Source organism: Candidatus Spongiihabitans sp. (assembly GCF_965247905.1).
In the GTDB taxonomy this organism is placed as follows: Bacteria; Pseudomonadota; Gammaproteobacteria; order Arenicellales; family Poriferihabitantaceae; genus Spongiihabitans.
Genome location: NZ_OZ252047.1, coordinates 894,918 through 919,242, shown reverse-complemented (window position 1 = coordinate 919,242; position 24,325 = coordinate 894,918). Strand labels below are relative to the sequence as shown.

Annotated in this window: 22 protein-coding genes and 4 tRNA genes; 3 read left to right on the top strand and 23 right to left on the bottom strand. The window is 54.6% G+C overall.

The features are described from left to right. Positions 1-32: 32 nt before the first annotated feature. The 14 genes from rplL to ACP158_RS04595 form a co-directional block, all read right to left on the bottom strand. Entirely contained in the window at positions 33-416 is a 384-nt protein-coding gene (gene rplL / locus ACP158_RS04660) for a 50S ribosomal protein L7/L12 (protein WP_424947805.1), read from the bottom strand. Positions 417-529: 113 nt separating this feature from the next. Further along, a complete protein-coding gene (gene rplJ / locus ACP158_RS04655) occupies positions 530-1,054 on the bottom strand; it encodes a 50S ribosomal protein L10 (RefSeq protein WP_424947804.1) in 525 nt (174 codons plus the stop codon). 250 nt (positions 1,055-1,304) lie between these two features. Further along, the gene (gene rplA, locus ACP158_RS04650; RefSeq protein WP_424947803.1) at positions 1,305-2,015 is read right to left on the bottom strand and encodes a 50S ribosomal protein L1; all 711 of its coding nucleotides are present in this window, start codon (positions 2,013-2,015) and stop codon (positions 1,305-1,307) included. A 1-nt stretch (position 2,016) separates the two neighbouring features. After that, positions 2,017-2,445, bottom strand: coding sequence for a 50S ribosomal protein L11 (rplK, locus tag ACP158_RS04645; RefSeq protein WP_424947802.1), 429 nt, complete (start codon positions 2,443-2,445; stop codon positions 2,017-2,019). 110 nt (positions 2,446-2,555) lie between these two features. Then, on the bottom strand, positions 2,556-3,083 hold the full coding sequence (gene nusG, locus ACP158_RS04640; protein WP_424948398.1) for a transcription termination/antitermination protein NusG: 528 nt from the start codon (positions 3,081-3,083) through the stop codon (positions 2,556-2,558). 163 nt (positions 3,084-3,246) lie between these two features. Next, positions 3,247-3,630, bottom strand: a complete 384-nt coding sequence (gene secE, locus ACP158_RS04635) for a preprotein translocase subunit SecE (protein ID WP_424947801.1) — start codon at positions 3,628-3,630, stop codon at positions 3,247-3,249. Between the two features lie 48 nt (positions 3,631-3,678). Beyond that, positions 3,679-3,754: transfer RNA gene (locus tag ACP158_RS04630), tRNA-Trp, on the bottom strand. A 126-nt stretch (positions 3,755-3,880) separates the two neighbouring features. Further along, on the bottom strand, positions 3,881-5,074 hold the full coding sequence (gene tuf, locus ACP158_RS04625; protein WP_424947800.1) for an elongation factor Tu: 1,194 nt from the start codon (positions 5,072-5,074) through the stop codon (positions 3,881-3,883). A gap of 93 nt (positions 5,075-5,167) precedes the next feature. Further along, positions 5,168-5,243 (bottom strand) — tRNA-Thr (locus ACP158_RS04620). Between the two features lie 82 nt (positions 5,244-5,325). Then, positions 5,326-5,400 (bottom strand) — tRNA-Gly (locus tag ACP158_RS04615). A 45-nt stretch (positions 5,401-5,445) separates the two neighbouring features. After that, positions 5,446-5,530 (bottom strand) — tRNA-Tyr (locus tag ACP158_RS04610). A gap of 865 nt (positions 5,531-6,395) precedes the next feature. Next, positions 6,396-7,238, bottom strand: coding sequence for an SPOR domain-containing protein (locus tag ACP158_RS04605; RefSeq protein ID WP_424947799.1), 843 nt, complete (start codon positions 7,236-7,238; stop codon positions 6,396-6,398). Then, a complete protein-coding gene (locus ACP158_RS04600) occupies positions 7,235-8,053 on the bottom strand; it encodes a type III pantothenate kinase (RefSeq protein ID WP_424947798.1) in 819 nt (272 codons plus the stop codon). Before ACP158_RS04600 ends, ACP158_RS04605 begins: the two co-directional genes overlap by 4 nt. 9 nt (positions 8,054-8,062) lie before the next feature. Next, positions 8,063-8,923 carry a biotin--[acetyl-CoA-carboxylase] ligase gene (locus tag ACP158_RS04595; protein ID WP_424947797.1) on the bottom strand — a complete coding sequence of 287 codons (861 nt, stop codon included), beginning with the start codon at positions 8,921-8,923 and terminating at the stop codon, positions 8,063-8,065. A 149-nt stretch (positions 8,924-9,072) separates the two neighbouring features. Between ACP158_RS04595 and ispG the strand changes: the two genes are divergently transcribed. Further along, entirely contained in the window at positions 9,073-10,242 is a 1,170-nt protein-coding gene (gene ispG, locus ACP158_RS04590) for a (E)-4-hydroxy-3-methylbut-2-enyl-diphosphate synthase (protein WP_424947796.1), read from the top strand. Positions 10,243-10,287: 45 nt separating this feature from the next. Here the strand turns inward: ispG and ACP158_RS04585 are convergent, their stop codons facing one another. Next, complete coding sequence (locus ACP158_RS04585) at positions 10,288-11,241, bottom strand: site-specific integrase (protein WP_424947795.1); 954 nt, start codon at positions 11,239-11,241, stop codon at positions 10,288-10,290. Positions 11,242-11,631: 390 nt separating this feature from the next. On the opposite strand from ACP158_RS04585, the gene yjjJ reads away from it, so the two are divergent. Next, positions 11,632-12,969: a type II toxin-antitoxin system HipA family toxin YjjJ gene (gene yjjJ, locus ACP158_RS04580; protein ID WP_424947794.1), complete on the top strand. Its 1,338-nt coding sequence runs from the start codon at positions 11,632-11,634 to the stop codon at positions 12,967-12,969. A 43-nt stretch (positions 12,970-13,012) separates the two neighbouring features. Then, positions 13,013-14,857 carry a dihydroxy-acid dehydratase gene (gene ilvD, locus ACP158_RS04575; RefSeq protein WP_424947793.1) on the top strand — a complete coding sequence of 615 codons (1,845 nt, stop codon included), beginning with the start codon at positions 13,013-13,015 and terminating at the stop codon, positions 14,855-14,857. Between the two features lie 23 nt (positions 14,858-14,880). On the opposite strand, the gene ACP158_RS04570 is transcribed toward ilvD, so the two are convergent. From ACP158_RS04570 to ACP158_RS04535, 8 genes are all read right to left on the bottom strand, one after another. Then, on the bottom strand, positions 14,881-15,621 hold the full coding sequence (locus ACP158_RS04570) for a TSUP family transporter (protein WP_424947792.1): 741 nt from the start codon (positions 15,619-15,621) through the stop codon (positions 14,881-14,883). 100 nt (positions 15,622-15,721) lie between these two features. Beyond that, the gene (dnaE, locus tag ACP158_RS04565) at positions 15,722-19,531 is read right to left on the bottom strand and encodes a DNA polymerase III subunit alpha (RefSeq protein ID WP_424947791.1); all 3,810 of its coding nucleotides are present in this window, start codon (positions 19,529-19,531) and stop codon (positions 15,722-15,724) included. Positions 19,532-19,558: 27 nt separating this feature from the next. Beyond that, a complete protein-coding gene (gene rnhB / locus ACP158_RS04560; RefSeq protein WP_424947790.1) occupies positions 19,559-20,149 on the bottom strand; it encodes a ribonuclease HII in 591 nt (196 codons plus the stop codon). An 8-nt stretch (positions 20,150-20,157) separates the two neighbouring features. Continuing rightward, entirely contained in the window at positions 20,158-21,306 is a 1,149-nt protein-coding gene (lpxB, locus tag ACP158_RS04555) for a lipid-A-disaccharide synthase (RefSeq protein ID WP_424947789.1), read from the bottom strand. A gap of 5 nt (positions 21,307-21,311) precedes the next feature. Next, entirely contained in the window at positions 21,312-22,097 is a 786-nt protein-coding gene (gene lpxA, locus ACP158_RS04550; protein WP_424947788.1) for an acyl-ACP--UDP-N-acetylglucosamine O-acyltransferase, read from the bottom strand. Positions 22,098-22,103: 6 nt separating this feature from the next. Then, positions 22,104-22,553, bottom strand: a complete 450-nt coding sequence (gene fabZ, locus ACP158_RS04545; RefSeq protein ID WP_424947787.1) for a 3-hydroxyacyl-ACP dehydratase FabZ — start codon at positions 22,551-22,553, stop codon at positions 22,104-22,106. A 72-nt stretch (positions 22,554-22,625) separates the two neighbouring features. Then, on the bottom strand, positions 22,626-23,654 hold the full coding sequence (gene lpxD / locus ACP158_RS04540; protein ID WP_424947786.1) for a UDP-3-O-(3-hydroxymyristoyl)glucosamine N-acyltransferase: 1,029 nt from the start codon (positions 23,652-23,654) through the stop codon (positions 22,626-22,628). Next, entirely contained in the window at positions 23,651-24,175 is a 525-nt protein-coding gene (locus tag ACP158_RS04535; RefSeq protein ID WP_424947785.1) for an OmpH family outer membrane protein, read from the bottom strand. Before ACP158_RS04535 ends, lpxD begins: the two co-directional genes overlap by 4 nt. Positions 24,176-24,325: the final 150 nt, after the last annotated feature.

Below are 24,325 nucleotides of genomic sequence, written 5' to 3'. Positions count from 1 at the left end.
CGAATTCCGACTCTTGATGACAAGAACCAAAATTACTTGAGCTCGACGCTGCCGCCAGCTTGTTCAAGTTGTTTTTTCAATTCTTCCGCTTCAGTTTTCGCCACCCCTTCTTTGACCAGAGCGGGCGCGCTTTCAACCAAATCCTTGGCCTCTTTGAGACCCAGACTGGTGATCGCGCGCACTGCCTTAATGACGCCGACTTTCTTGTCGCCGAAACTGGTCAGCATTATGTCAAACTCATTTTTTTCTTCGGCCACGGCCGCGACCGCATCGCCAGCGGCGCTGGGCGCGGCTGCGGCGACAGCGGTTGCTGCCGATACGCTAAATTTCTGTTCCATGTCCTTGATCAAGTCGGACAGGTCAAGAACTGACATCTCGGCAATTGCGTCGAGTACTTCTTCTTTACTTAAAGCCATGGTATTACTCCTGAGAGATAACAAACATTAAAAATTATTGCCATGAATGGCAGGCATGCCGCGGGCGCAGGATGCGCAGGAGCGGCCGGCCGTCACGGCGGTGATCATCGCGGTCACGCTGCTTTCTTTGCTTCCGCTACGGCGCAAAGCGTTCGCACAAACTTGCTCGGCACTTCATTAAGCGTTGCCGCCAGTTTCTGAATGGGCGCTTGAATAGTCGCCATCAGCCTGGCAATCAATTGATCCCGGCCAGGCAGTTTGGACAGCCGCTGAATCATTGCACAATCAATCAGGGCGCCATTCATCGCGCCCGCAGTGATCTTCAGTTTTTCATTATCTTTGGCAAACGCAGCCATTACCTTGGCCACTGAAACAGGATCTTCAGACGCCGAGAAAATAACCGGCCCGGTAAAGTGATCGGTCAAGCACTCAAAATCAGAACCCCGAATGACCCGCTTGGCCAGGTTGTTTTTCACCACCCTGACCCACACGCCAGCATTCCGCGCTTCGGTGCGCAGCGCGGTTATCTGCGCGACATTGAGTCCGCGATACTCAGCCAATATCCCAGCCTGGGCCGAAGCAATTGCTTCGGTCACCTCGCTGATCACGGCTTTTTTCTGATCGACGCTTAAACTCATAAGCACACTCCCCTCCCGATTAAATGATAGTGAAATAATAGTGAAATGATAGTGTCCTGCATCAGGCTTATTTCTGACTTCGGGACATCGGGCCACCGCCTGCGCTGGCCGTCTCTAAAAAACCCGTCTTTAAAAAACATGTCATAATCCAACAAATCCTAAAAACACTTAACAGTCTTGCGACTCGCCTGCGGTCTTTGACAACTTCGCATTTGATGCAAAAAATCAAGTCAGTCGCGGCTCCCAAAACTTACCTGATCGCCGAGATACTGGTGCGCTCAACTTTAACGCCAGGCCCCATTGTGCTGGACAATGAAACCCGTCGAATATATTGCCCTTTGGCAGACGCCGGCTTGGCTTTAATCAAGGCTGCAACCAGTGAATTCAGGTTTTCTTCCAGATCATTCGGTGCGAATGACGCTTTTCCAATCGGGCAATGGATTACCCCGGCTTTATCGATGCGGAATTGAACCTGACCGGATTTGGCATCCTCAACCGCCTTGCTCACATCAGTGGTCACGGTGCCGACTTTGGGGTTTGGCATCAGCCCCCGGGGGCCCAGAATCTGCCCCAGCGGACCGACCACGCGCATGGTGTCCGGGGTCGCAATACAAACATCAAAATTGATTTCGCCTTGCTTGACGGCCTCGGCCAGATCCTCAAGGCCCACAATATCCGCGCCGGCCGCTTTAGCCGCTTGTGCATTTTCGCCGTCCGCAAATACGGCGACGCGGACCGTTTTGCCGGTGCCATTGGGCAGCACAGTCGCGCCACGCACGTTTTGGTCGGATTTTCTGGCGTTGAGGCCAAGCATGACCGCGACATCAACCGTTTCATCGAACTTGGTCGAACACAATTCCTTGACCAGCGATAAGGCATCGGCAACCGCATAGTGTTTTTCGCGGTTCACTTTTTCATTTGCCGCACGCACTCGCTTGCTCACTTTCATGCCCGCAGCCATGTTATACCCCCTCGGTCTCAATGCCCATGCTGCGCGCACTGCCAGCGATGATTCGAACCGCCATGTCCATATTGTATGAACTCAAGTCGGGTTGTTTCACTTTGGCAATCTCTTCGAGTTGCGCGCGGGTGACTTTAGCCACTTTGTCGCGGTTCGGCACGCTGCTGCCCTTTTGAATGCCCGCCGCTTTCATCAGCAAAACTGCAGCCGGCGGGGTTTTCTTGATATAGGTAAAAGTTTTGTCGGAATACACCGTAATCACCACCGGCACCGGCCCTGGCTCCATGTCCCGGGTGTCGGCATTGAATTCTTTGCAGAAATCCATGATGTTGACCCCGTGCTGCCCTAATGCCGGACCGACTGGCGGACTCGGTTTGGCAGCCCCTGCTGGAATCTGCAGTTTGATGTATGCGTCTATTTTCTTGGCCATAATGACTCCTGATGGGTGCAAACGCTTAAGGTTAAGCTCCCCGGTTAATGTTAAAAAAACTCCTCGAACCGCTGGTTTCTATCGTTATCCTTTGGCGTTATCCTTTGGCGCTATCCTTTTTCCACCTGGGTGAAATCCAGTTCCACCGGTGTGGAACGCCCAAAGATGGTAACCGACACCTTCAACTTCGCTTTCTCAAAGTTGGCATCTTCCACAGTGCCGTTGAAATCCTGGAACGGCCCATCGATAATCCGGATGAGCTCGCCGGGCGCGAAAGTGAATTTCATTTTCGGCTTGTCAGCGCTGTCTGAAACTTGCTGGATAATTTCTTCCGCCTCTTTATGGGTAATCGACATCGGCCGGTTTTCGGTGCCGCCAATAAACCCCGCAACCTTGGGAACGCTCTTGACCAAATACCAGGTTTCGTCCGTCATTTCCATTTCCACCAATACATATCCGGGGAAAAATTTTCGTTCACTGGTGCGTTTCTGGCCCGCTTTCATCTCCACCACTTCTTCCGTCGGCACCAGAATCCTGCCAAAGCTATCCTGTTTTTCAGCGCGCGTAATGTAATCCTGAAGCGATTTCTTGACCTTCTTTTCAAATCCGGAAAACGCCTGCACCACGAACCAACGCATGTTGGGATTGTTGTTCCGTGGCTCGGCGTCGACGCCAACATCGGTTGCAGGATCAGATGCGACCGGCTCCGATTGAACCTGCGCCGTTTCGGTTTTCCCGGCCTTTTTCCTGGCCTTTTTCCTGGCCTTTTTCCCGGCCTTGATTAATGTTTCATCATTCATGTTATGTGCCTCTTACCCTGAGAATGACATCGTAAATCGTGTAAAACGATAACGCGTCAAAAGCCCACATCACCAAGCCGATGATGATGACCAAGATGATGACGAACAGCGTCACCTGCATGGCTTCCGGGCGTGTCGGCCAAACCACTTTTTGGCGCTCCACATTTGCGCCCTTAATGAACGACCAGGCTGATTGGCCGGTTTCCGTCGTTAAAATCAGGCCGATAGCCAACGCCGCGCCGACAATGATTATGCCGACGCGCGCCAACTGCATGAGCTCGCTAAACTGATAGTAGAGCGCGACTGCTGCCGCGATTATCAGAATCGCGATGATGATTTTTCCTTTGTCTATCAACTTGTTATCTATCAACTTGTCGTCTATCACTGGTTTTTCTGCACTGGTGTTTCGCGGGTCATCATCGCTTAGGCGCGCTGGCAGGCCAGGAGGGAATCGAACCCCCAACCTGCGGTTTTGGAGACCGCCGCTCTGCCAATTGAGCTACTGGCCTTCGCGATGACTTCGAGATAATGTATGAGCCAACATGGGATGTTATGGACACCGTGATTTTGGGGCGGTTCAACTTGGCCAACTTGGCCGCCGAAGCGCTTGTTCACGGTGCCTAATGCAAACTTAATCATGCGATAATTTTAGTCACCACGCCGGCGCCGACGGTGCGGCCGCCCTCGCGGATGGCGAAGCGCAAGCCGTCCTCCATGGCGATGGGGGCGATCAACTCCACCACCAACTGAACATTGTCCCCAGGCATCACCATCTCCACCTCCTTCGGCAACTCGCACGCGCCCGTGACATCGGTCGTGCGAAAGTAAAACTGCGGCCGATAGCCCTTGAAAAACGGCGTGTGCCGCCCGCCTTCCTCCTTGGACAGGATATACACCTCAGCCTCAAACCGAGTGTGCGGCGTGATCGACTTCGGCTTGGCCAGCACCTGACCGCGCTCAACCTCCTCGCGCTTGGTGCCGCGCAGCAAAACCCCCACATTGTCGCCAGCCCGGCCCTCGTCCAGCAATTTGCGGAACATCTCCACCCCAGTGCACACCGTCGTCATCGTCTCTTTCAGCCCGATGATCGCAATCGTCTCGTTGACCTTGACCACGCCGCGCTCAATCCGGCCGGTCACCACCGTGCCGCGCCCCGATATCGAGAACACATCCTCCACCGGCATCAAGAAATCGCCGTCAATCTTGCGCTCAGGCTCAGGGATATAACTGTCCAGCGCCACCGCCAGCTTCAAAATGGAACCCTCGCCTAAGTCCGAGGCATCGCCCTCCAGCGCCTTCAACGCGCTGCCGACGATGATCGGCGTGTCCTCGCCGGGAAACTCGTAACTGTCCAGCAGCTCGCGCACCTCCATCTCCACCAACTCCATCAACTCGGCATCGTCCACCAAGTCGGCCTTGTTCAAATACACCACAATATACGGCACCCCCACCTGACGCGCCAATAATATGTGCTCGCGCGTCTGCGGCATCGGGCCGTCGGCCGCCGACACCACCACGATCGCGCCGTCCATCTGCGCCGCGCCGGTGATCATGTTCTTGACATAATCCGCATGACCCGGACAGTCCACATGCGCATAGTGCCGCGCCTCGGTCTCGTACTCCACATGCGCGGTGGCAATGGTGATGCCGCGCTCGCGCTCCTCGGGGGCGTTGTCTATCTCGTCAAACGCCTTCGCCAAGGTGCCGCCGTACTTGGCCGACAGCACCTTGGTCAGTGCTGCCGTCAACGTCGTCTTGCCGTGATCAACGTGACCTATCGTGCCTACATTCACATGCGGCTTGGTTCTCTCAAATCTCTCTTTCGCCATGGTTTAATTCTCGCAAATTTCAAATAATCAAATAAAAAACAACCTCGTTCGGTTAACATCGTTCGGTTGCAAATTCTTCACCGCCATGCAAACTGGAGCCCACAACCGGATTTGAACCGGTGACCTCTTCCTTACCAAGGAAGTGCTCTACCGACTGAGCTATGTGGGCGGCCGGCCGATTTTTTTGCGCGCGCTTTTTTCGTCACCGTTGTCACCATCGCTGTCGTCATCATCGCCGCCGATCAAGCTACTGGAGCGGGTGATGGGAATCGAACCCACATCATCAGCTTGGAAGGCTGAGGTTCTAGCCTTTGAACTACACCCGCATATCTATCGCATACCTATCTAACGGCCCACCTTCAAACCATTCATGGTGGAGGGGGGAGGATTCGAACCTCCGAAGGCTGAGCCAGCAGATTTACAGTCTGCCCCCTTTGACCGCTCGGGAACCCCTCCGCGACGAAAATTCAAGCAAACATTGTATTTTCGCTTAATACATAGACTCTGTCAACTCAATGCCGATAAAAAACCTGGTATTTTCAAATGCTTTTCCGACCCACTCTGAATATGGGGCTGAAGCTGGGGGCCTGCTTTCCCCCAGCCACGACCCCTCAAAAAAATGGAGCCCGCAGAGGGACTCGAACCCACGACCTGCTGATTCTTACCTGCCACCGTTTTCACGGCCCTGATATCGCCTCAGCCATATCCGGTTTGGGGTCTGGACTTTCTCTTCGCCATGCCGTTATCAACCGTTATCAACATGTCGTTATCAACATGTCGTTATCAACATGCCGTTATCAACATGTCGTCATCAACATGCCGTTATCAACATGTCGTCATCAACATGCCGTCATCAAATTGATTCCGATTTAGGCGGGTGGTGTAAAGTCTCTACACTCCATCCGGGTCAAACATCAACCAGAACGTAGCACGGGATTGCCATGTTAATTTGCTAAAAACTACCTATAGTCGCAAAATGACGGGTAGCGGGTCGCGCAAAATTAACAGAAGGTTTCCCCGTTTTAGCCACCTCCACTTCATAAGTTTCCTCATGAAGGTGCAAATTTACAAATCAGCTGCTCTAGCCGACTGAGCTATGCGGGCAGTTATCGCGTTAATTCATTTAAAGGCAATGACTTAAACGATAATAGCCACCATTTTTTCTATTTTGAAGCAAGGTTTTGCGAACCTCAAGCCTAAATAAAAAATGGGAGCGCGATTTTACGCAAAGTGAGGACTTAAATGCAATGGCCAATATTCATTTTTGGGCATTAATTTTTGGGCAGGAATTTCAGGCAGGAATGATCAGGAATGTCAAAAATCAACAATCGACCGGTGACAAACTGACCGCAGGCTCTATCCAATCATGGGCAGCCAACCGATTTTGTTCTACCTTATCAACGGCAATAACGATCCAGTTAAAGGGTCCCAATTGGCGGTACTCGGGTTGTGATTTAGCCTGCACGTCTATGGATTGGAGGTGGGCCAGGAATTTTGCGGCCAATTCCTTCTGGGTGAAATAACCCAATGAAATCCTGGCCGAGCCGTCTTCAGCCAGAGAAATAAAATGGTCAAGATTCTTGCCTTTTAACCGCTGCACGACCGGCTCGGTGGCTGAAATTGAACGATACGGCCCTAAATACACTCGCACCGCGCGCAGTTCCCGGCTTTCGCTGGTAACCAGCTGAAATTTTATTCCCTTCTGTTCCATCCATTGGGTGGCAGCCTGCCAGGATGCCTCCTGCTTAAACGGGCCCAATCGGTAGCAGGGCTGCGCCAATTCTGTTTTCGCGGTGGCTTCGTCTGCGGCATCATCCGCGCTGGAAATTGAGTCCTCAGCGTCAACTGACACGCTATCCGATTGCCGGTCCTGAGTGCCTGTGTTGGCGGTGATTTGTTGGGAATCCTGTAAATCCACTTCGCTTGACTCGGGTTTTTGGGTCTGCTCTTGAGTCGCTTCCACAAACGCCGAAGCAGAGGGTTGATAATCCGCAATACTTCCAAACTGTTTTAAGTTTCCGTGCTCGCTCAACAATAACATGCCCGCTTTATTGACATCGGGTTTTGAGATAATGGCAGTCTTGGTCACCGTCGCCTGAGGCCCGCTTGCCCAAAGATAGAGCGCGACATTGACCATCATCAGCACTGCGGCGAGCCATTTCATTGCGCCGATTCCTGGCTCAGCAACAGCAACCCGATCAGCACCAAATTTGGTTCGTGTTTCATGTCATGACTGGACAAACCGATGATACATTCAGCGTCTCCGCCAGTAATAATGACTTTTAACTCGCTGTCTTTGGTGGCTAGATGATAATCAATCGCCCGGTCAATGCCCGCTGTCACCGCCAGCATCACCCCATTTTCAACTGCGGCTCGCGTATCGGTGTTCAGGTAATGCGTTTGCCTGGGTGTTCGCTTCGCGCTATATGAATGGGTCATTGCCGGTATCTGGCCGGTCGCCGAAGTAAGGGATTCGATCATGGTCGCCACACCGGGGAAAATCAGGCCGCCTAAAAAACCGCCCTTGCTATCGACATAGTCAATGGTCACAGCGGTTCCCGCATCAATAACGACCAGCGCTCGCGCGCCGGCGACGTGCCGAGCAGCAATATTCGCGGCCCAGCGATCAGCACCCACGCTCGCCGGGTTTTCGTAGCAATTTTCAACGCCCCCGGCAGCCGCTTCGGCGCGAATGCAAATTGGCGAAAGCTTCCAAATGACCTGGCAAATTTTGGCAATATCGGTCTTGATGGATTCCGCGGCCACGCAAGACACCCAAACCGATTCAGGCGCAGGCAACTTTTTGAACTGCATACTCAGTTGATCCGCCAGCGTGCTTGAATGAGTGTTGATAACTTGCTCGCTGATGATTTTATCGAGCGCGCTCGGGTCATCGGTTGGTTGGCTGACTGAAACATTAATCTGGGCGGACGTTGCCCACTTCACTCGCCGGTTGCCGATATCAATGAATAATTTCATGACATAATTTCATGACATTTTATAGTCGTTTTCAGTGATGGCCGTTTTCGCGCGAATAGAAACTTCCCCGCCGATAATTCGCCTGATTGACCCGTTGCATTCAACCAGAAGCGCGCCGGCAGCATCAACGCCCAGCGCGGTTCCCGACCAATGATTTCCGGCCGACACGACCTCCACAACCTGATTCTGATAAGCATGCAGAGCATTCCAGCGCGCCCTGAATGATGCGAAACCGTTTGACCTATACCGCGACAGAAATTGTTCATGATTGAGCACGATTGCAGCAACTAATTGGTCGCGATCCACCCGCCACCCTAACGCATATAAATCGGTGCACGGTTGATCGATTTGTCGAGCAAACGACGGCGGCATGTTAACATTGATGCCGACGCCGATGACGCAATCCAACCCGGATATTTCAACCAGAATGCCGCCCAGCTTTTTTCCGTCGGCGATGATGTCGTTCGGCCATTTCAATTTTACCGCGACCCCGACCTCGCGCAAGGACTGCGCGACCGCCAAGCCGGAGACCAATGACAGCCCTTGGAGACTGCTTTGGAGACCGCTTTCCCGCAACCCCCAGCCCATCGATATGAGCACCGAACTTCCCGCGGGCGCCATCCAGGATTTTCCGCGGCGGCCTTTCCCGTAAGTCTGCCTTTCCGCCATGCAGACCTTGCCGTCGATCTGGTCATCTATCTGGCCAGGTGTTTGGCGCGGCATTTTGTCCGGCGTTTTCGCCGGCATTTTATTGTGCGCCAGCAACCATGAATTGGTGGATTCAATTTCTTCGAAATAATAAATCCGGTCGCCGGAAAATTTTTTCGAGGTCGCCAGCAACGCGGAAATTTTTTTGATGTTATGCTTCATGGTTGGTTTAAAATTGATGCCTTAGCTCAGTTAAGATCGGGTCAGTTAAGCTCGAGCGCAAAAGTTAGTGCTATTATAAAAGACCGGGTATAACACGCCACGCTAAATTCACTCGCTAAATTCACCCGCCAAATTCACTCATCAGGCACATGGCACAACACTATCAACCGCGGTATCAACCGCGGCGCAATCAAACCCGGCAAGTAAAAATTGGCGGCATCGCCATTGGCAATGGGCACGCAATCGCGGTGCAAAGCATGTGCGCCACGCCAACCACGGATATTCCAGCCACCTTGAAACAGATAAAATCCCTGGAGGCGGCCGGCGCGGATGTGATTCGCATCGCGGCGGACAACAAAAAAGACGCCCAGGCGGTGATCGAACTTCGCCCGCAAACACAAACTGCGCTCAGCGTGGATTTGCAGGAAAACTATCGCCTGGCGGAAATTTTAGCGCCGCACGTGGATAAAATTCGCTACAACCCCGGTCATCTTTACCACCATGAACGCAACAAGCCGTGGCAGGATAAAGTACGGTATCTGGCGGATATCGCCGATCGGCACGATTGCGCGATGCGCGTTGGCGTCAATGCCGGGTCTGTGGACCCGGACAAACTCATCCGCCATTCATCCGACAGGCCGGCCGACGCTGCCGGCGAGTCGGTGCTGCCGATGGTGGAAAGCGCCCTGGAGCATAGCGAATGGCTGGATCAAATCGGCTTCACCCGTTATTGCGTCTCGTTAAAAGACTCTGACCCGAAAAAATCAATTGCCGCCTACCGGCAGTTTGCCGATGCCCGACCCGATATCCCGTTGCATCTGGGCGTTACCGAAGCGGGCCTGCCGCCCGAGGGCATCGAAAAAACCCGCATCGCCTTCGAGCAACTCATCGGCACGGGCATCGGCGATACCATAAGGGTTTCGCTGACTCTGCCCTATGACGACAAACACCAGGAAATCAGCGCCGGCCGACAAATATTAAAGGACATCTCAGAAGGCCGGGTCAGAACGGTGGTGCACTTCAATGAAAATAAATTGAATCTGATCAGTTGCCCGAGTTGCTCGCGGGTTGAAAACGAAGCCTTTATCGACCTGGCGCAAAAAGTCAAAGCCAGAACTCGGTATGCCGAAGATCATGCGATCACTATCGCGGTGATGGGGTGTCGGGTGAACGGCCCCGGAGAGACCGATGACGCCGACCTCGGATTATGGTGCGGCCCAAACTATGTCAACCTTAAAAAACGCGGGGAAAAAATCGGCGCGTTCAAGTATGACGAAATTCTCGACCGGCTTGACCACGAACTTAAATCCTTGATTTAAGGCGACTAATGCTACTAATGCTACCTTGGCTTATTATTGCGCGGATTACAAAAACCCATCCCCGGCATGATCGGTAAAGCTATCGGCATCGCGGATGTATTTCATTACCGTGGCCGGGTTGCGGTGGCGGGTAACCTCCATTATCTTGTCTATGCGCGCGCCATGCACCGCGGCGCTGGTGACAAAGCCGGCGCGCAGCGAATGCCCGGCGATCTCTGAGGCGTCCAAGCCAATGCTGGCGGCGTAATGCTTGACGATGCGAGGCACGTCCGTGTGGTGCATGGGCGAGCCGCGCAGCTTGCCGCCGCGCGACATGGTCTGGAATACCGGCCCGGACAAAATATCGGCCGCGTCCAGCCAGTCTTGCAGGCGTTTTATGGGCTTGAGTTTTTTGCCGGCGGGGACCGCGATTTTCTGGCCAACCCCGTTTTGGTCGGTTTTAGATTTGCGTATATGCAAAAACATCCGCAGGCGTTCGTTGTCGTCTATCACCTCTATATCATCAACGGTTAAGCCGCAAATCTCCGACCTGCGCAATGCCGCCGCGAAACCCAGCACAATAATCGCGGCATCGCGCCGACCAATCAGCGTGTCCGGGCAGTTGCCCAGCATGGCCTTGATGTGATACTCGCGCAAGGCTTTCACTTGTCGCGGTCGGGTTCCCCTGAGGCGCGCCAAGCCCTTGCAAACGTCGGTGACTTGCGGGTGGTTGGTGGGCGAGGCCACATTCTGATCGACATGTTTTCGGTTGATCGCGCTGCGCCATAGCATAACCGTGCCCCACGCCGGCAACTTGCCGTTTGCGGCCGGCCGGGTCGCCGTCTCCACTAGAAAGCGCGCAACATCCTGGTGATTCGCCGGCAGCACGGTGATGTTGTTTTGATTGCAGTATCGCTGCCAAAGATGCCAGCCTTGGTCGTAAGTGATGCGCGTGTTGTCGGCTAACACGGATGACAGGATATCGGTGTATGTGTCGTTACTGTTAAATGATTGAAGCATAGTCTATTCACCCCATTGAAAATAAACTCACTGTATCCGAGAACCAAAGACCATGAGAATGCAACAACAAGCGGGGTTGGCTGGTTAGGCGGGGGAATTGAGTTGCGCGCAGGTCTCGCATGATGCACACCGGATTTGTCGATGAGCGCAGCCTTGGCTGAGAAACGGCTTCGTCCATGCGGCATTCACCGGCTGATGCGCGGCCGGCCGCGATATTTATCTAGTCAATTTCATGTCGTTTATTCGTTATAATCATCCGAATAATCTTCATAAATATTTGTATTACAATACTAAATACATATTTTTATATGGTAATATCTAGTCAATTATCTAGTCAATATCTAGTCAATATCTGGTCAATATATTTGGACGCCGTCGAGAAAAAATCGCATGACCATCGTTGAGTTCCTGTCGCGGGGACCCGCCACATCCAGGCAAATTCAGGCTGCTTTGAGCTTAACCCAGTCGGCCGTCTCGCGTCGGCTCAGGGCGCTGGGGGATCGTATTGTCACGCTCGGGCGATCCCGCCCGCCGGTCTATGCGGCCACCCGCAATGCGTTTGGCGGGGATGATTTGCTGCCGCTGTTCATGGTCGACGCCAACGGCGATGCAGTGCCGGTTGCCATGGTGCGGCCTCTCGCGCACGGCGGTTTCCTGGTTATGCCCACGACTGGGTCTCCCGGGGTGTTGGCGGGAATCGACGGCAACGGCGTCTATGCTGACTTGCCGTATTTCCTTCAAGACCTGCGACCGCAGGGTTTCCTCGGCCGGCTCCTGGCGCGCGAGCTCGCCGCCGTAGCGGATGAGTTTCCTGCCGACCCACGCAGATGGACTAGCAACCATATCGGGCGCTATTTGATTGCCGCTGGGGACGACCTGCCGGGCAATTTCAAGTTCGGTCGTCAAACTCGCCTTCGACCGCGACAGCGGCCAGCGGCCTGCGCGCCGGCCGATTATCCAAAGCTGGCCGACCAGGCCCTGAGCGGTCAAACGCCGGCGTCATCGGCGGGCGGCGAGCAACCGAAATTCACCGCCTACAGTGGTGACCGTGGCGCGCATGTCATTGTCAAATTTTCACCGACTGGCGATGACGCGGCGGCGCGGCGCTGGCGCGACATTCTCATTACCGAGTTTTATGCCGCTGAGGTGTTGCGCGCCGGTCGACTACCCGCAGCCGACACGCGGCTGCTTGAACAGGGCGGTCGGCTGTTTCTTGAGTCAATACGGTTTGACCGATCCGGCGAGCACGGCCGCTTGCCGATGATTTCATTGCAGGCGGTGGATGCTGAGTTCGTTGGATTCGGCGATGGCTGGGGGCGGGTCATGCGGCGGCTGAGCGAGGCCGGCCTGGTCAACTTTAAACACGCCGACGATGTGGAACTACTGGAACACTTCGGCCACCTGATCAACAACTCGGACATGCACCTTGGCAATCTAAGTCTGGGCATTGAGGGCGATGTGTTCCGGCTGCTGCCAGTCTATGACATGTGCTCAATGGGATTTGCGCCGACCAGCGCCGGAGTTTCGCCTTACCGGTTCACGCCGCCGACGATCACGCGCTCGGACTTTCCGCGTCATACTCAAGCCGCCCGCCTGCATGAGATGGTCGAGGAATTCTGGGGGCGGGTTGCGGCCGATGAGCGAATCTCTGGCGAGTTGCGAACATTCATCGCCGGGCGGGCAGCGGACCTCGGCGGATACAGTTCGCCTCAGTTGCGCCTTATTTGATAGAATACGGTTTTAATGTTCACTTGACCTAAGGTTACGAAAAATGCCTGACTACCGATCCTGGACCACCACCCGTGGCCGAACCATGGCCGGCGCGCGCGCTTTATGGCGCGCCACCGGCATGACAGATGATGATTTCAACAAGCCCATCATCGCCGTTTCCAACTCATTCACGCAATTCGTGCCCGGACATGTGCACTTAAAAGACATGGGGCAACTGGTCGCGCGCGAGATCGAAGCGGCCGGCGGCGTCGCCAAGGAGTTCAACACCATCGCCGTGGACGACGGCATCGCCATGGGGCATGGCGGCATGCTGTATTCACTGCCGTCGCGGGAAATCATCGCCGATTCGGTGGAATACATGGTGAACGCCCATTGCGCCGACGCGCTGGTGTGCATCTCCAACTGCGACAAGATCACGCCGGGCATGCTAATGGCCGCCATGCGACTGAACATTCCGGCGATTTTTGTATCGGGCGGGCCGATGGAGGCCGGCAAAGTAACCTGGCGCGATCATGAAAAATCGGTCGACCTGATTGACGCCATGATGGTGGCCGGCGATGACACTGTAACCGACCGCGAATCCGAGAACATGGAGCGTTCCGCCTGCCCGACCTGCGGCTCCTGCTCCGGCATGTTCACCGCCAACTCCATGAATTGCCTGGCCGAAGCCTTGGGGCTGGCACTGCCTGGCAACGGCACCCTGGTCGCCACCCATAGTGAGCGCGAGCAATTATTTCTTGAGGCCGGGCGAACCATCGTTGCCACCACAAAGCGGCACTACGAGCAAGATGATTACGATGTATTGCCGAGAGCCATCGCCAACTTCGCGGCGTTTGAAAATGCGATGTCGCTGGATATCGCGATGGGCGGCTCGACCAATACGGTGTTGCATCTGCTGGCCGCGGCGCATGAGGGAGAAATCGAATTCACCATGCAGGACATCGATCGACTGAGTCGCAAGGTGCCGAACCTGTGCCGAGTGGCGCCGGCCACGCCCGATTATCATGTGGAGGATGTGCATCGTGCCGGTGGTGTAATGGCCATCCTGGGCGAGTTGGACCGTGCCGGCTTGATTAATCGCGATGCCAAAACCGTGCACGCCGCGACCATCGCGGAGGCCATCGCGCTTTGGGATATCCGCCTTGCCGATGACCAAAAACGAAAAGATTTTTTCCGCGCCGCGCCCGGCGGCGTGCCTACTCAGGTGGCGTTTAGCCAAAGCAAACATTATAAATCGCTGGACTTGGACCGGGAAACCGGCTGTATCCGCGACCTCGACCACGCTTACAGCACCGACGGCGGGTTGGCGGTGCTGTTTGGCAATCTCGCCGAACACGGCTGCATCGTCAAAACCGCCGGCGTCGATGAAAGCATTTTAAAGTTCACCGGCAAAGCCAGAATTTTTGAAAGCCAGGAGGCCGCCGTGGACGGGATTCTCGGCAACCAAATCAAGCCCGGAGACGTGGTCGTGATTCGCTACGAAGGGCCGCGCGGCGGTCCGGGCATGCAGGAAATGCTCTACCCGACCACCTACTTGAAATCGAAAGGACTGGGCAAAGTTTGCGCCCTGGTCACCGACGGGCGATTTTCCGGCGGCACTTCGGGGCTGTCCGTCGGGCATGTGTCGCCGGAAGCCGCGGAGGGCGGACTGATTGGCTTGGTGGAAGAATACGACGTCATCGAAATAGACATTCCCAACCGCGCCATCCATCTGGCCGTGGCCCAGGCGGATTTAGAACAACGCAGAATGAACATGGATGCCAAAGGCCAGGCCGCATGGAAACCCAAGCGCGAGCGCGTGGTCAGCACCGCGCTCAAAGCGTATGCGATGCTCAGCACCAGCGCGGCCAAAGGCGCGGTCAGGGATGTCAGCCAACTCGACTGAAATTTATCGCGCCTGCGCCAGGATTATGCTAACGCAGTCAACAGCCCATAGCCGCAAATCGCCACCAACACCATCCCCAACATTCGTTTGTATTTATCGCCGCCGTCGCGGATTAATCGGTTGTGCATGTTCAATCCCAGATAGTGACCTATCGCCGCCACCGGCAGCAGGTATAGCGCGTACTTGAACTGCAAGTCAATTTCAAACACCACGAACGCGGACATCTTGATCGCCACCAATATCATCCAGGCCACAAACAAGGTGTTGCGCAGTTTCTCGATGGCGACATGCCTGACGAACACCGCGGATATGAGCGGCGCGCCGATGAGCGAAGTGCCGCTGGCGTAGCCGCCCATGACCAGCAAGATGTTGTCGACCAGCCGATTGCCGCTTTTGAATGAATAATTAAAAACATAGGCCAAGCCATAACAAAACGTGATGGCGTAAATGATGATCACCAACAAGTCATTGGGCAGGCTCAGCAATCCGAACACGCCGATCAACTTGGGAACAAGCAGTATCAGCATGGCTTTTTTCAAGTACTTCCAATCCACCTCGCGCAGGCGGTTATACACGGTCAGCGCGGAAAAAATCAGCAGATGAGTCGCCACGATGGGAAGCCAGAGCAACGGATTATCAATAATGAACAACATCAGCGGCATGGCCAGCGCGGCGCCGCCAAAGCCCAGCCCGCTGCGAACAAATCCGGACCAGACGAAAACCAGGCACACAAGCACCCATTCAATAATGGTCAATGGCGGCATTGGCAGGGCGTTATTGTGTTAAATACCAGCCAGCGATCTCAAACGTGCCAGATGGATTGTGCCGACCACAATGGATTCCATGTCTCGCTTCAGGTTTCGCTTAATGGTTCACTGCGGCTTTTGGGCGATAAGCCTGCTTTTGCGGAATCGCCTTGATCAGGTTTTCCGTGTTGTAGCGGTAGCGAATATTTTCTTCGCCGAATCTGCTCGTTAATTGGTCCAGCAACGCCTGCTGCGGATCGACCTTCCAGGCATCGCCCAGGTTCAATCGCCCCGACTCGCCTTTTGCGCGCGTATAACTAATGCCAATCTCGGTGTTGCCGCCGCGATATTCGCGCAATAATTGGCGCAGCGATTTGATCGCATCCTGGCTCAAGCTCTGTTCCAATAAATGCAGCCTGATGCGCGCTAGCGCCACTTGCCGCAACTCCGCGATTTCGTATAAATTCTCTACCCGAATTTGGCATCCCCCGGTAAATTCATCGGCGCTTAACTCGCCGACGGCGATCAACAGATTATCCTTTTGCAGTTTGCTGAAGTGCAGATTAAATTTTTCCGAGTATAAATTCGCTTCGACTCGATACATGGCATTATCCAGCGTTATGAACGCCATCTTGCCTCGGCGGGTATTTAACACCCGCATCGCCACCATGATGCCGGCGAAAATGCCGTTGCGCGGCGCGCTCAAGTCCAGTAATGACACATCATGCTCATAGACCGCGCTTAGCTCCTGAGCAAAACGATGGTAAGGGTGGCCGGTCAGATACAGCCCCAGCGTCTCCTTTTCCGCATCAAGCCGCTGCTGCTCGCTCCAGTCCGCTACCTTGGCTGATGCCAGATTGTCCACAGGCGCTTGCTCCACGCCAAACATGTCAAACTGCCCGGCTTGCTTGGCCTGTTGCTGCTGCTCGGCGGCGCCGCTGGCATTGTTGATGTCGGCCATCAACATCGCCCGGTTATCCCTCAGGCCATTCCTCAGGCCATTCCTCAGGCCATTCCTCAGGCCATTCCTCAGGCCATTCCTCAGGTCATTTCTCAGGTCATTGCCCAGGCCATCCATTGCGCCGCTTTTTATCAACACTTCCAAAACGCGCTTGTTGACTTTGCGCAGGTCCAGCCGTCGGCAAAAATCAAACAAACTTTGATACGCGCCGTTGGCTTCGCGTTGTTGCACGATGCATTCAGTCACGCTCTTGCCGACGCCTTTTAATGCGCCCAGGCCATAGGAAATTTCCGTGTCGCTGGTGGGCTTGAACGCATGGAAACTGGAGTTGATGTCCGGCGGCAATACCGCCAGCCCCAGCGCCTTGCAATCCGCCAGCAGGGTGACGACCTTGTCGGTATCGCCCAACTCGGCCGACAAAGTCGCGGCCATGTAAGCGGCCGGGTAATGGGTTTTCATCCACGCCGTCTGGTAGGACACCAGCGCATACGCGGCCGAATGGGACTTGTTGAAGCCATAGCCCGCGAACTTGTCCATCAGCTCGAACAGGCTGGCCGCGACTCTTTTGTCGATGCCGCGAGCGAGCGCGCCGGCGATAAACGTCTCGCGCTGCTTGGCCATTTCCTGCGGCTGCTTTTTGCCCATGGCTTTACGCAGCAAATCGGCGCCGCCGAGGGTGTAGCCGGCCAGGGTTCTGGCGATTTCCATGACTTGCTCTTGATAGAGAATCACGCCATAAGTTGATTTCAATATGGATTCAAGTTCAGGGTGGAGATATTGAATTTGCTGCCGGCCATTTTTGCGGTTGATGAAATCGTCAACCATGCCAGATTGCAATGGGCCCGGTCGAAATAGGGCAATCAGCGCGATCAAGTCCTCGAATGTTTCTGGGTGGGAGCGGACAATCAATTCTTTCATGCCGCGCGATTCGAGTTGGAAGATCGCTGTGGTTTTCCCAGTCCTGATAAACTTAAAGGTAGCTTCGTCATCCACAGCAATGTTGTCCAAATCAAGCATCGATTTGTCCGGCATTGATGTGTCCGGCGTTGATGTGTTTTCCGCGGCGCGCTGAAGGTTTGCCAATTTCACCGCACCATCGAGAATCGTCAGCGTGCGCAGTCCAAGAAAATCAAACTTGACCAGCCCGATGGCTTCCAGATCGTCTTTATCGAGTTGCGTGATCGCTTGATTCAAATGGACGTCGGCATACAGCGGGGTGTATTCGGTCAGCGGCTTGGGCGCGATCACGACGCCGCCGGCATGCTTGCCGACGTTGCGCGCCAAGCCTTCCAGTTGCAACGCCGAGTCGATCAATTCCTGAACCTCCGCCTCATTCTCATAACGCTGCTTGAGCAACGGCTCTTGGCGCAACGCCTGGTTCAGGGTTATGCCAATTTCAAACGGGATTAACCGCGCGATTTGATCGACAAATCCATACGGAAGACTCATCGCCCGACCCACATCGCGCACCACCGCCTTGGCCGCCATCGTGCCAAAGGTGATAATTTGCGCGACTTGGTCGCGGCCATAGCGCTCGGCCACATATTCGATCACCCGGTCCCTGCCGTCCACGCAAAAGTCAATGTCAAAATCCGGCAATGACACCCGTTGTGGATTCAGGAATCTCTCGAACAGCAATCCATAGGGCAGCGGATCGATTTTGGTGATGCCTGTTGCCCAGGCAACCAACGAGCCAGCGCCGGAGCCGCGACCGGGACCCACCGGAATGTCGTTTTCCTGCGCCCAGCGAATGAAATCCGCCACAATCAAAAAATAGCCCGGATACCCCATTTGCTCGATCACCTGCAATTCCCGATTCAGCCGATCGGTATATTGCTGAGCCACGGCCGCGCCATCATCGTGACCATCATCGTGACCATCATCGTGACCATCGTCCGCGCGACCGCCAGGGACGGCGGAAGTGCAGATTTTGCCGGGAGCAAAAATCTGCTTATCAACATGCGTTTGCCGATCAACCCCCAAGCGTCTGGCCAGTCCCGATTCCGCAAGTTCTCGCAACACGGTCGCAACCGGTCGCCCATCGGCATCGACATAGACCGGCAAAAAGGCGTCGTCAAAATTGAAAAACAGGTTGCAGCGTTTAGCAATTTCCATTGAATTACTAATCGCTACCGGTATATCCGCGAATAGCGCCGACATTTCCTGGCTGGAGCGCAGATACTGTTGATCGGTGAATTTTCGCGGGCGGCGGCTGTCGTCCAGCACCCGACCATCGTTGATGCATACGCGAATTTCATGCGCTTCGAATTGCTCCTGATCAATGAACTCGACCCGATTTGTCGCCACCAGCGGAATCTGGTGTCGCCCGGAAAGCCGCACCGCCAGGTTGATATAGGCTTGTTCGGTTGGCCAACCGATGCGGCTAATGGAAAAATACAATCTATCTCCAAATAGTTGCTGATATCGCGCCACTGCCTGTTCGATACTCGGCTGCGCATCCCGAGTCATCAGTGTTGCCGCCGGCCCTTCGTGCTCGTCCAGCATACAGATGAGACCGGCTTGATACTGGGCGAATTCGGCCCAGCGGATTACAATTTTGCCTTTCCCGCTGCTTTGTGGAGATTCGCCCTGCAGATACGCGCCATGCAGATACGCATTGCTCAGCATTTTGCTGAAGTTGCGATAGCCCTGATTATCCTGGCATAACAAAGTTACCCGGTCGCAATGATCGCTGCGCAAATTTTCCGCCCGCGAATTTTCTATGTGCAATGGACTTTCAACCCAGACATCGCAACCGATGATCGGCTTCACCCCCTTGGCCAAGCAGGCGCGATAAAATTTCACCGCTCCATACAGGTTCGACCAATCGGTCAGGGCCACGGCTGGCTGTGCAAACTCCACGCACTTATCCGCCAGGGGCTTAAGCCGCACGATGCCGTCGGCAAGCGAAAACTCCGAGTGCAGGTGCAAATGCACAAACGGCTGGCTCAGCGCGTCATTAAGCATTCTTTATTGACAGGTTATTGGCGGGCTTCAGCAAGTTTCATCTCGCGCCGCAAGCAAGTTGCGCACCGGCGAAAAACTGCGGCGATGCTGCTCGGTGACGCCATACATTTGCAATGCGTGCAGATGCGCTTTTGTGGGATAGCCTTTGTGGCGCTCGAAGCCATATTGCGGAAACAAGTCAGCCAATTCAATCATGTCGCGGTCGCGGGCTTGCTTGGCTAAAATGGAGGCCGCCGAGATTTCGCCATGCAACGCATCGCCGCCGACCACGGCTTTCGCCGGGCAGTTCAAATCCGGCAACTGATTGCCGTCAATTAATGCGAGGGACGGCGCAATGTCCAGTCCTTGCACCGCTCTTTTCATCGCCAGCAACGATGCCGCCAGAATATTCATTCGGTCAATTTCCTCCACGTCAGCCCGCGCCACAGACCACGATAACGCCCGCGCCTTAATAATGAGTTCCAGCTCGGCGCGCCGCGCCGGCGACAATTTTTTGGAATCCTCCAGTCCGTCGATGGGGTTTTTTCGATCCAGTATTACCGCCGCGGCAAAAACCGCGCCGGCCAACGGCCCGCGCCCAGCCTCGTCAACCCCGGCCACATGCCTAGGCGCGGTCATCAACACGGTCATGATTCCAGCAGTTTCATGATGGCCTCGCTCGCTTGCACATTCGCATTGCGTTTTAACTGCTGGTGCAGGTCGCTAAAGTCCCGTTCCAGTTTTCGCGCTTTTTTCGGATCGCTCATCAATTCATTGACCGCATGCACAATATTATCCGCCGTGGCTTGATCTTGCACCAACTCGGGAATAACCGGCTCCGGCAATAGTTGATTTGGCATGGAACAATAATCCACATGTCGCAGTTTTTGGAACAGCCAATAGGTCATCGGACTCAACTTGTAGACCACAACATGCGGCCGGCGCAACAATGCCGCCTCCAGGGCCGCGGTGCCGGAGGCCAACACGACGATGTCGGAGGCTTCAATGGCATCTCGCGATTGGCCATTCAGCGTGAACACCGGCAGGTGCTTCACGCTGCCGGCAACGGCGTAAAAAATCTTCTCCATTTGCGCGCTGGCGAACGGCAACACAAACTGAACCGTGGCATCCGCCTTATACATTTTCTCAGCCACCTCGACAAACAGGGCGCCCAGCCGCCTGACCTCTGAGCGTCGGCTGCCCGGCAACAGCGCGATGACTTTGCCATCGGGGTTCGCGGTCATGCCGATTTTTTTTCTGGCCGCGGCTCGGTCCGGCGCGCCGATTTCATCGGCCAGCGGATGCCCGACGCAGGTCACCGGAATTTTGTGGCGCTGGTAGAATTCCGCTTCAAACGGAAACAAGGTCAGCATGTGATCCACGGCGCGGCGGATTTTATGGATGCGATAGCCGCGCCAGGCCCAAACCGTCGGACTGACGTAATGCACAGTGCGTATATTTTTCTTTTTCAGTTTGCGCTCCAACGTCAAATTAAAATCCGGCGCGTCGATGCCAATAAAAAGATCGGGCGGCTGGGCGACAAACTTGCGGTATAGCACGGCGCGGATTTTCAGTATATCGCCGAGTTTGCCGAATAACCCATCAATGCCCATGAGTTCAATTCGCTCCATATCGTACAGGGTGTCACAGCCGACCTGGCGCATTTTCGGCCCGCCGATGCCAACAAATTCTGCGCGCGGATGCTCGGCCAGCAGCGCCTTAATCAGCCCTGCGCCTAATTTATCGCCCGACGGCTCTCCGGCGACAATACCGATCCGCACTGCCTTGCTGCGCATCGCGCCTAACGAATGATGCCGCGTTTGGAATGGCGTAAAAATGCGCTGAAGGTGATGACTTCAGCATGGTTGCCGTTCATTTTCTCCACTTCATTGATGGCTGACTGCAGATTAAGGCGGCGGCGATAAACCACCCGATAGGCCTGATTAAGCCGTTTAATCGACTGCTCGGAAAAGTTGCGCCGGCGCAAGCCCTTGGAATTAATGCCGAATGGCTTGCCCGGATTGCCCGCAGCGACGATGTATGGGGGCACATCCTGCAGACAGACGCAGCCGATTCCGGTGATGCAATGCTGGCCAATCTTGCAGAACTGATGCACCAGGGAAAACCCGCCCAAAATGGCGTAATCGCCGATATCGACATGACCGGCCAGGCTGGCGCCGTTGGCGAAAATAATGTGATCGCCCAGCACGCAATCGTGGGCGATATGGGCATACGCCATGATGAAGTTGTCGTTGCCGATTTTTGTGGTGGCCAGGTGATCAGGGCCATTCGCCGTTGCCCGGTTTATGGTGCAATATTCGCGGATGGTGTTGCGCTCGCCGATGACGAGTTTGGTCGGCTCGCCGGCGTAGCCCTGATGCTGCGGCGCCTCGCCGATGGAGCAAAACTGGAAAATCCTGTTGTCCTTGCCGATGGTGGTGAAATTTCTGATGACCACATGAGGTCCGATCCAGGTGCCGTCGCCGATAGTCACCTCCGCCTCGACAATGGAATAGGCGCCGATGGTTATATTTTCTCCAAGTTTTGCGGACTTATCGACAATCGCCGTTGGATGAACTGCGGTCATGAAACACTAAAAAACCCGATAGGTGAACATGACTTCGGCGGAAGCGGCCAACTTGCCGTCAACCGAGGCTTTGGTCGCATATTTCCATATTCTGCTTTTGTAGTTGGTTTGCTCGACTTCAATAATGAGTTGGTCGCCAGGTTCCACCAACCGCTTGAAGCGGGCTTTATCAACGCCGGCAAAAAGAAAAATTACATTGTCATCGGTATCCGCTTCGTGGCTATGGCTGGCTAAAATCGCCGAGGCTTGCGCCATTGCCTCAATGATCAAAACCCCGGGAAATACCGGCCGATGCGGAAAATGTCCCTGAAAAAACGGCTCGTTGATGGTGACATTTTTGATTGCGGACAGCGTTTTTCCCAACTCATAGTCGATTACCCGGTCGATCAACAAAAACGGGTAACGGTGCGGAAGCAGCGCTTGTATCCGGTGAATGTCCAGGCCGGCTTCACTCATTGTGTGGCTTCAATCATTGTCATTGCATCGGTATTACAACCAGGTCGTTTCGCAAACCCTATTCTGTGCTTTTTATTGCGCGCTGTCATCACCCGGTTTTTCACCACGTTTTTTAACTTGAGCAACCAACTTGTCCAGCCGCCGAATGATGGCGGCGGTCTTGCGCCATTGTTTGGCCGGTTGCACCGCAATCATCGACGCATACTCGCCCGCGCTCTTGATCGAATTGGTGACCAGGCTATTGGACAAAACGGTCACATCGTCGACGATTTCCAAATGCCCCAGAATGCTGACCCGAGCGCCAAGCCGGCAACGCTTGCCAATTTTCGCGCTGCCGGCGATGCCGACGCCGCCGGCCATGATGGTGTGTTCGCCCACTTGCACATTATGCGCTATTTGGATTTGATTATCGAGTTTCACGCCATCTCCGATTTTAGTATGTTCCAGCGCACCGCGGTCGATTGTGGTATGCGCGCCAATGTCCACGTCATCGCCGATCAGCACGCCGCCGAGCTGCTCGATTTTCTCCCAGCCACCCTGGTTTGGCGCATACCCGAATCCGCTGGCGCCGATGACCACACCGGGCGAGATGCAACAGCGCTTGCCGATGCGGCAGCCGTGCGCGATGACCACTTGATCCTCTATTACCGTATGCGCGCCGATTTCAACCTCCTCGCCGATATGAACGCCATTGCCCACCTCCACTTCGTGGCCCATTTTCGCGCCCGGCCCAACGCTGGAATAGCACCCGATGCAGACGCCGTTTTCCAATTCGGCGCCGGCGGCAATGATGGCGGTGGCGTCAATGCCGGCTTGTCGATGCCGCGGATATGGCTTGAATAATTTGCTTATTCGGGCATAAGCGAGATGCGGGTCGGCGACTATAATTTTGTTTCCGGAATATAAACCAACATGCTCCTTGGCCATCAACACCGCGCCGGCTTGCGTGTCGCTTAGCTGTCGTGCGAGTCGCCGGTCGCTGAAAAACGACAGCGAATCTGCGGTCGCGCGCTCCAGGCTATTGATGAACCTGACCTCGTAATCGCCATCCCCTTGCACCACGCCTTCGACAATGTCGGCAATCCGGTTCAGTGAGATCATGGTTGCTGATGACGCTTTTTCAATTCTTCCAATACGCGATCGGTAAAGTCTATGGCGCGGCTGGCATACACCGCTTGCTGCACCACCAAGTCTATATTTTCCTGCTCGGCAAGTTCAATAATGACCGCGAAGATGAGTTTCTCCAGGCGCGCCAAACTCTGGTTGCGACTGCGCGCATAATCTTCATTATAATTATCTTGCTCGCGCTGCAACGTTCTTTGCAGCCCGCGCAAGGCATCCGTTTTGCTTTGGCGCTCTTGCTCGGAAAGAAGCGCCGCGTTTTTTTGAAACTCGGATTCCTGCGCCTTGAATGATTCGATTTTCCCTTTTAACTCGCGGTTTCTCTCGCTGAAGTTTTGTTCCAGGATTTTTATTTCATCCTGTCCCTGAGGCGCTTCATCGATCAGCCGACGCCCGTCCACGTAGGCTAGTTTCTCTGCCTGGACTTGCAGCGGCAGTGCAACAAACATCGTCAAACACAGTAATTGCACTGCCAGCGCGGAAATTGTCTTGTGATTCATTTGATAAATTTTTTGGTTCAAGATACTTTAAGCGGTCGATTTCGGATAGATTTTAGCAGATATTGCTGCCTATTTTCGTGGCGCATATTGAAGCGAAACTCACACTCTTTCAAAGGAGTCCGGCTACGCCGGACGACATATTTTAACTGG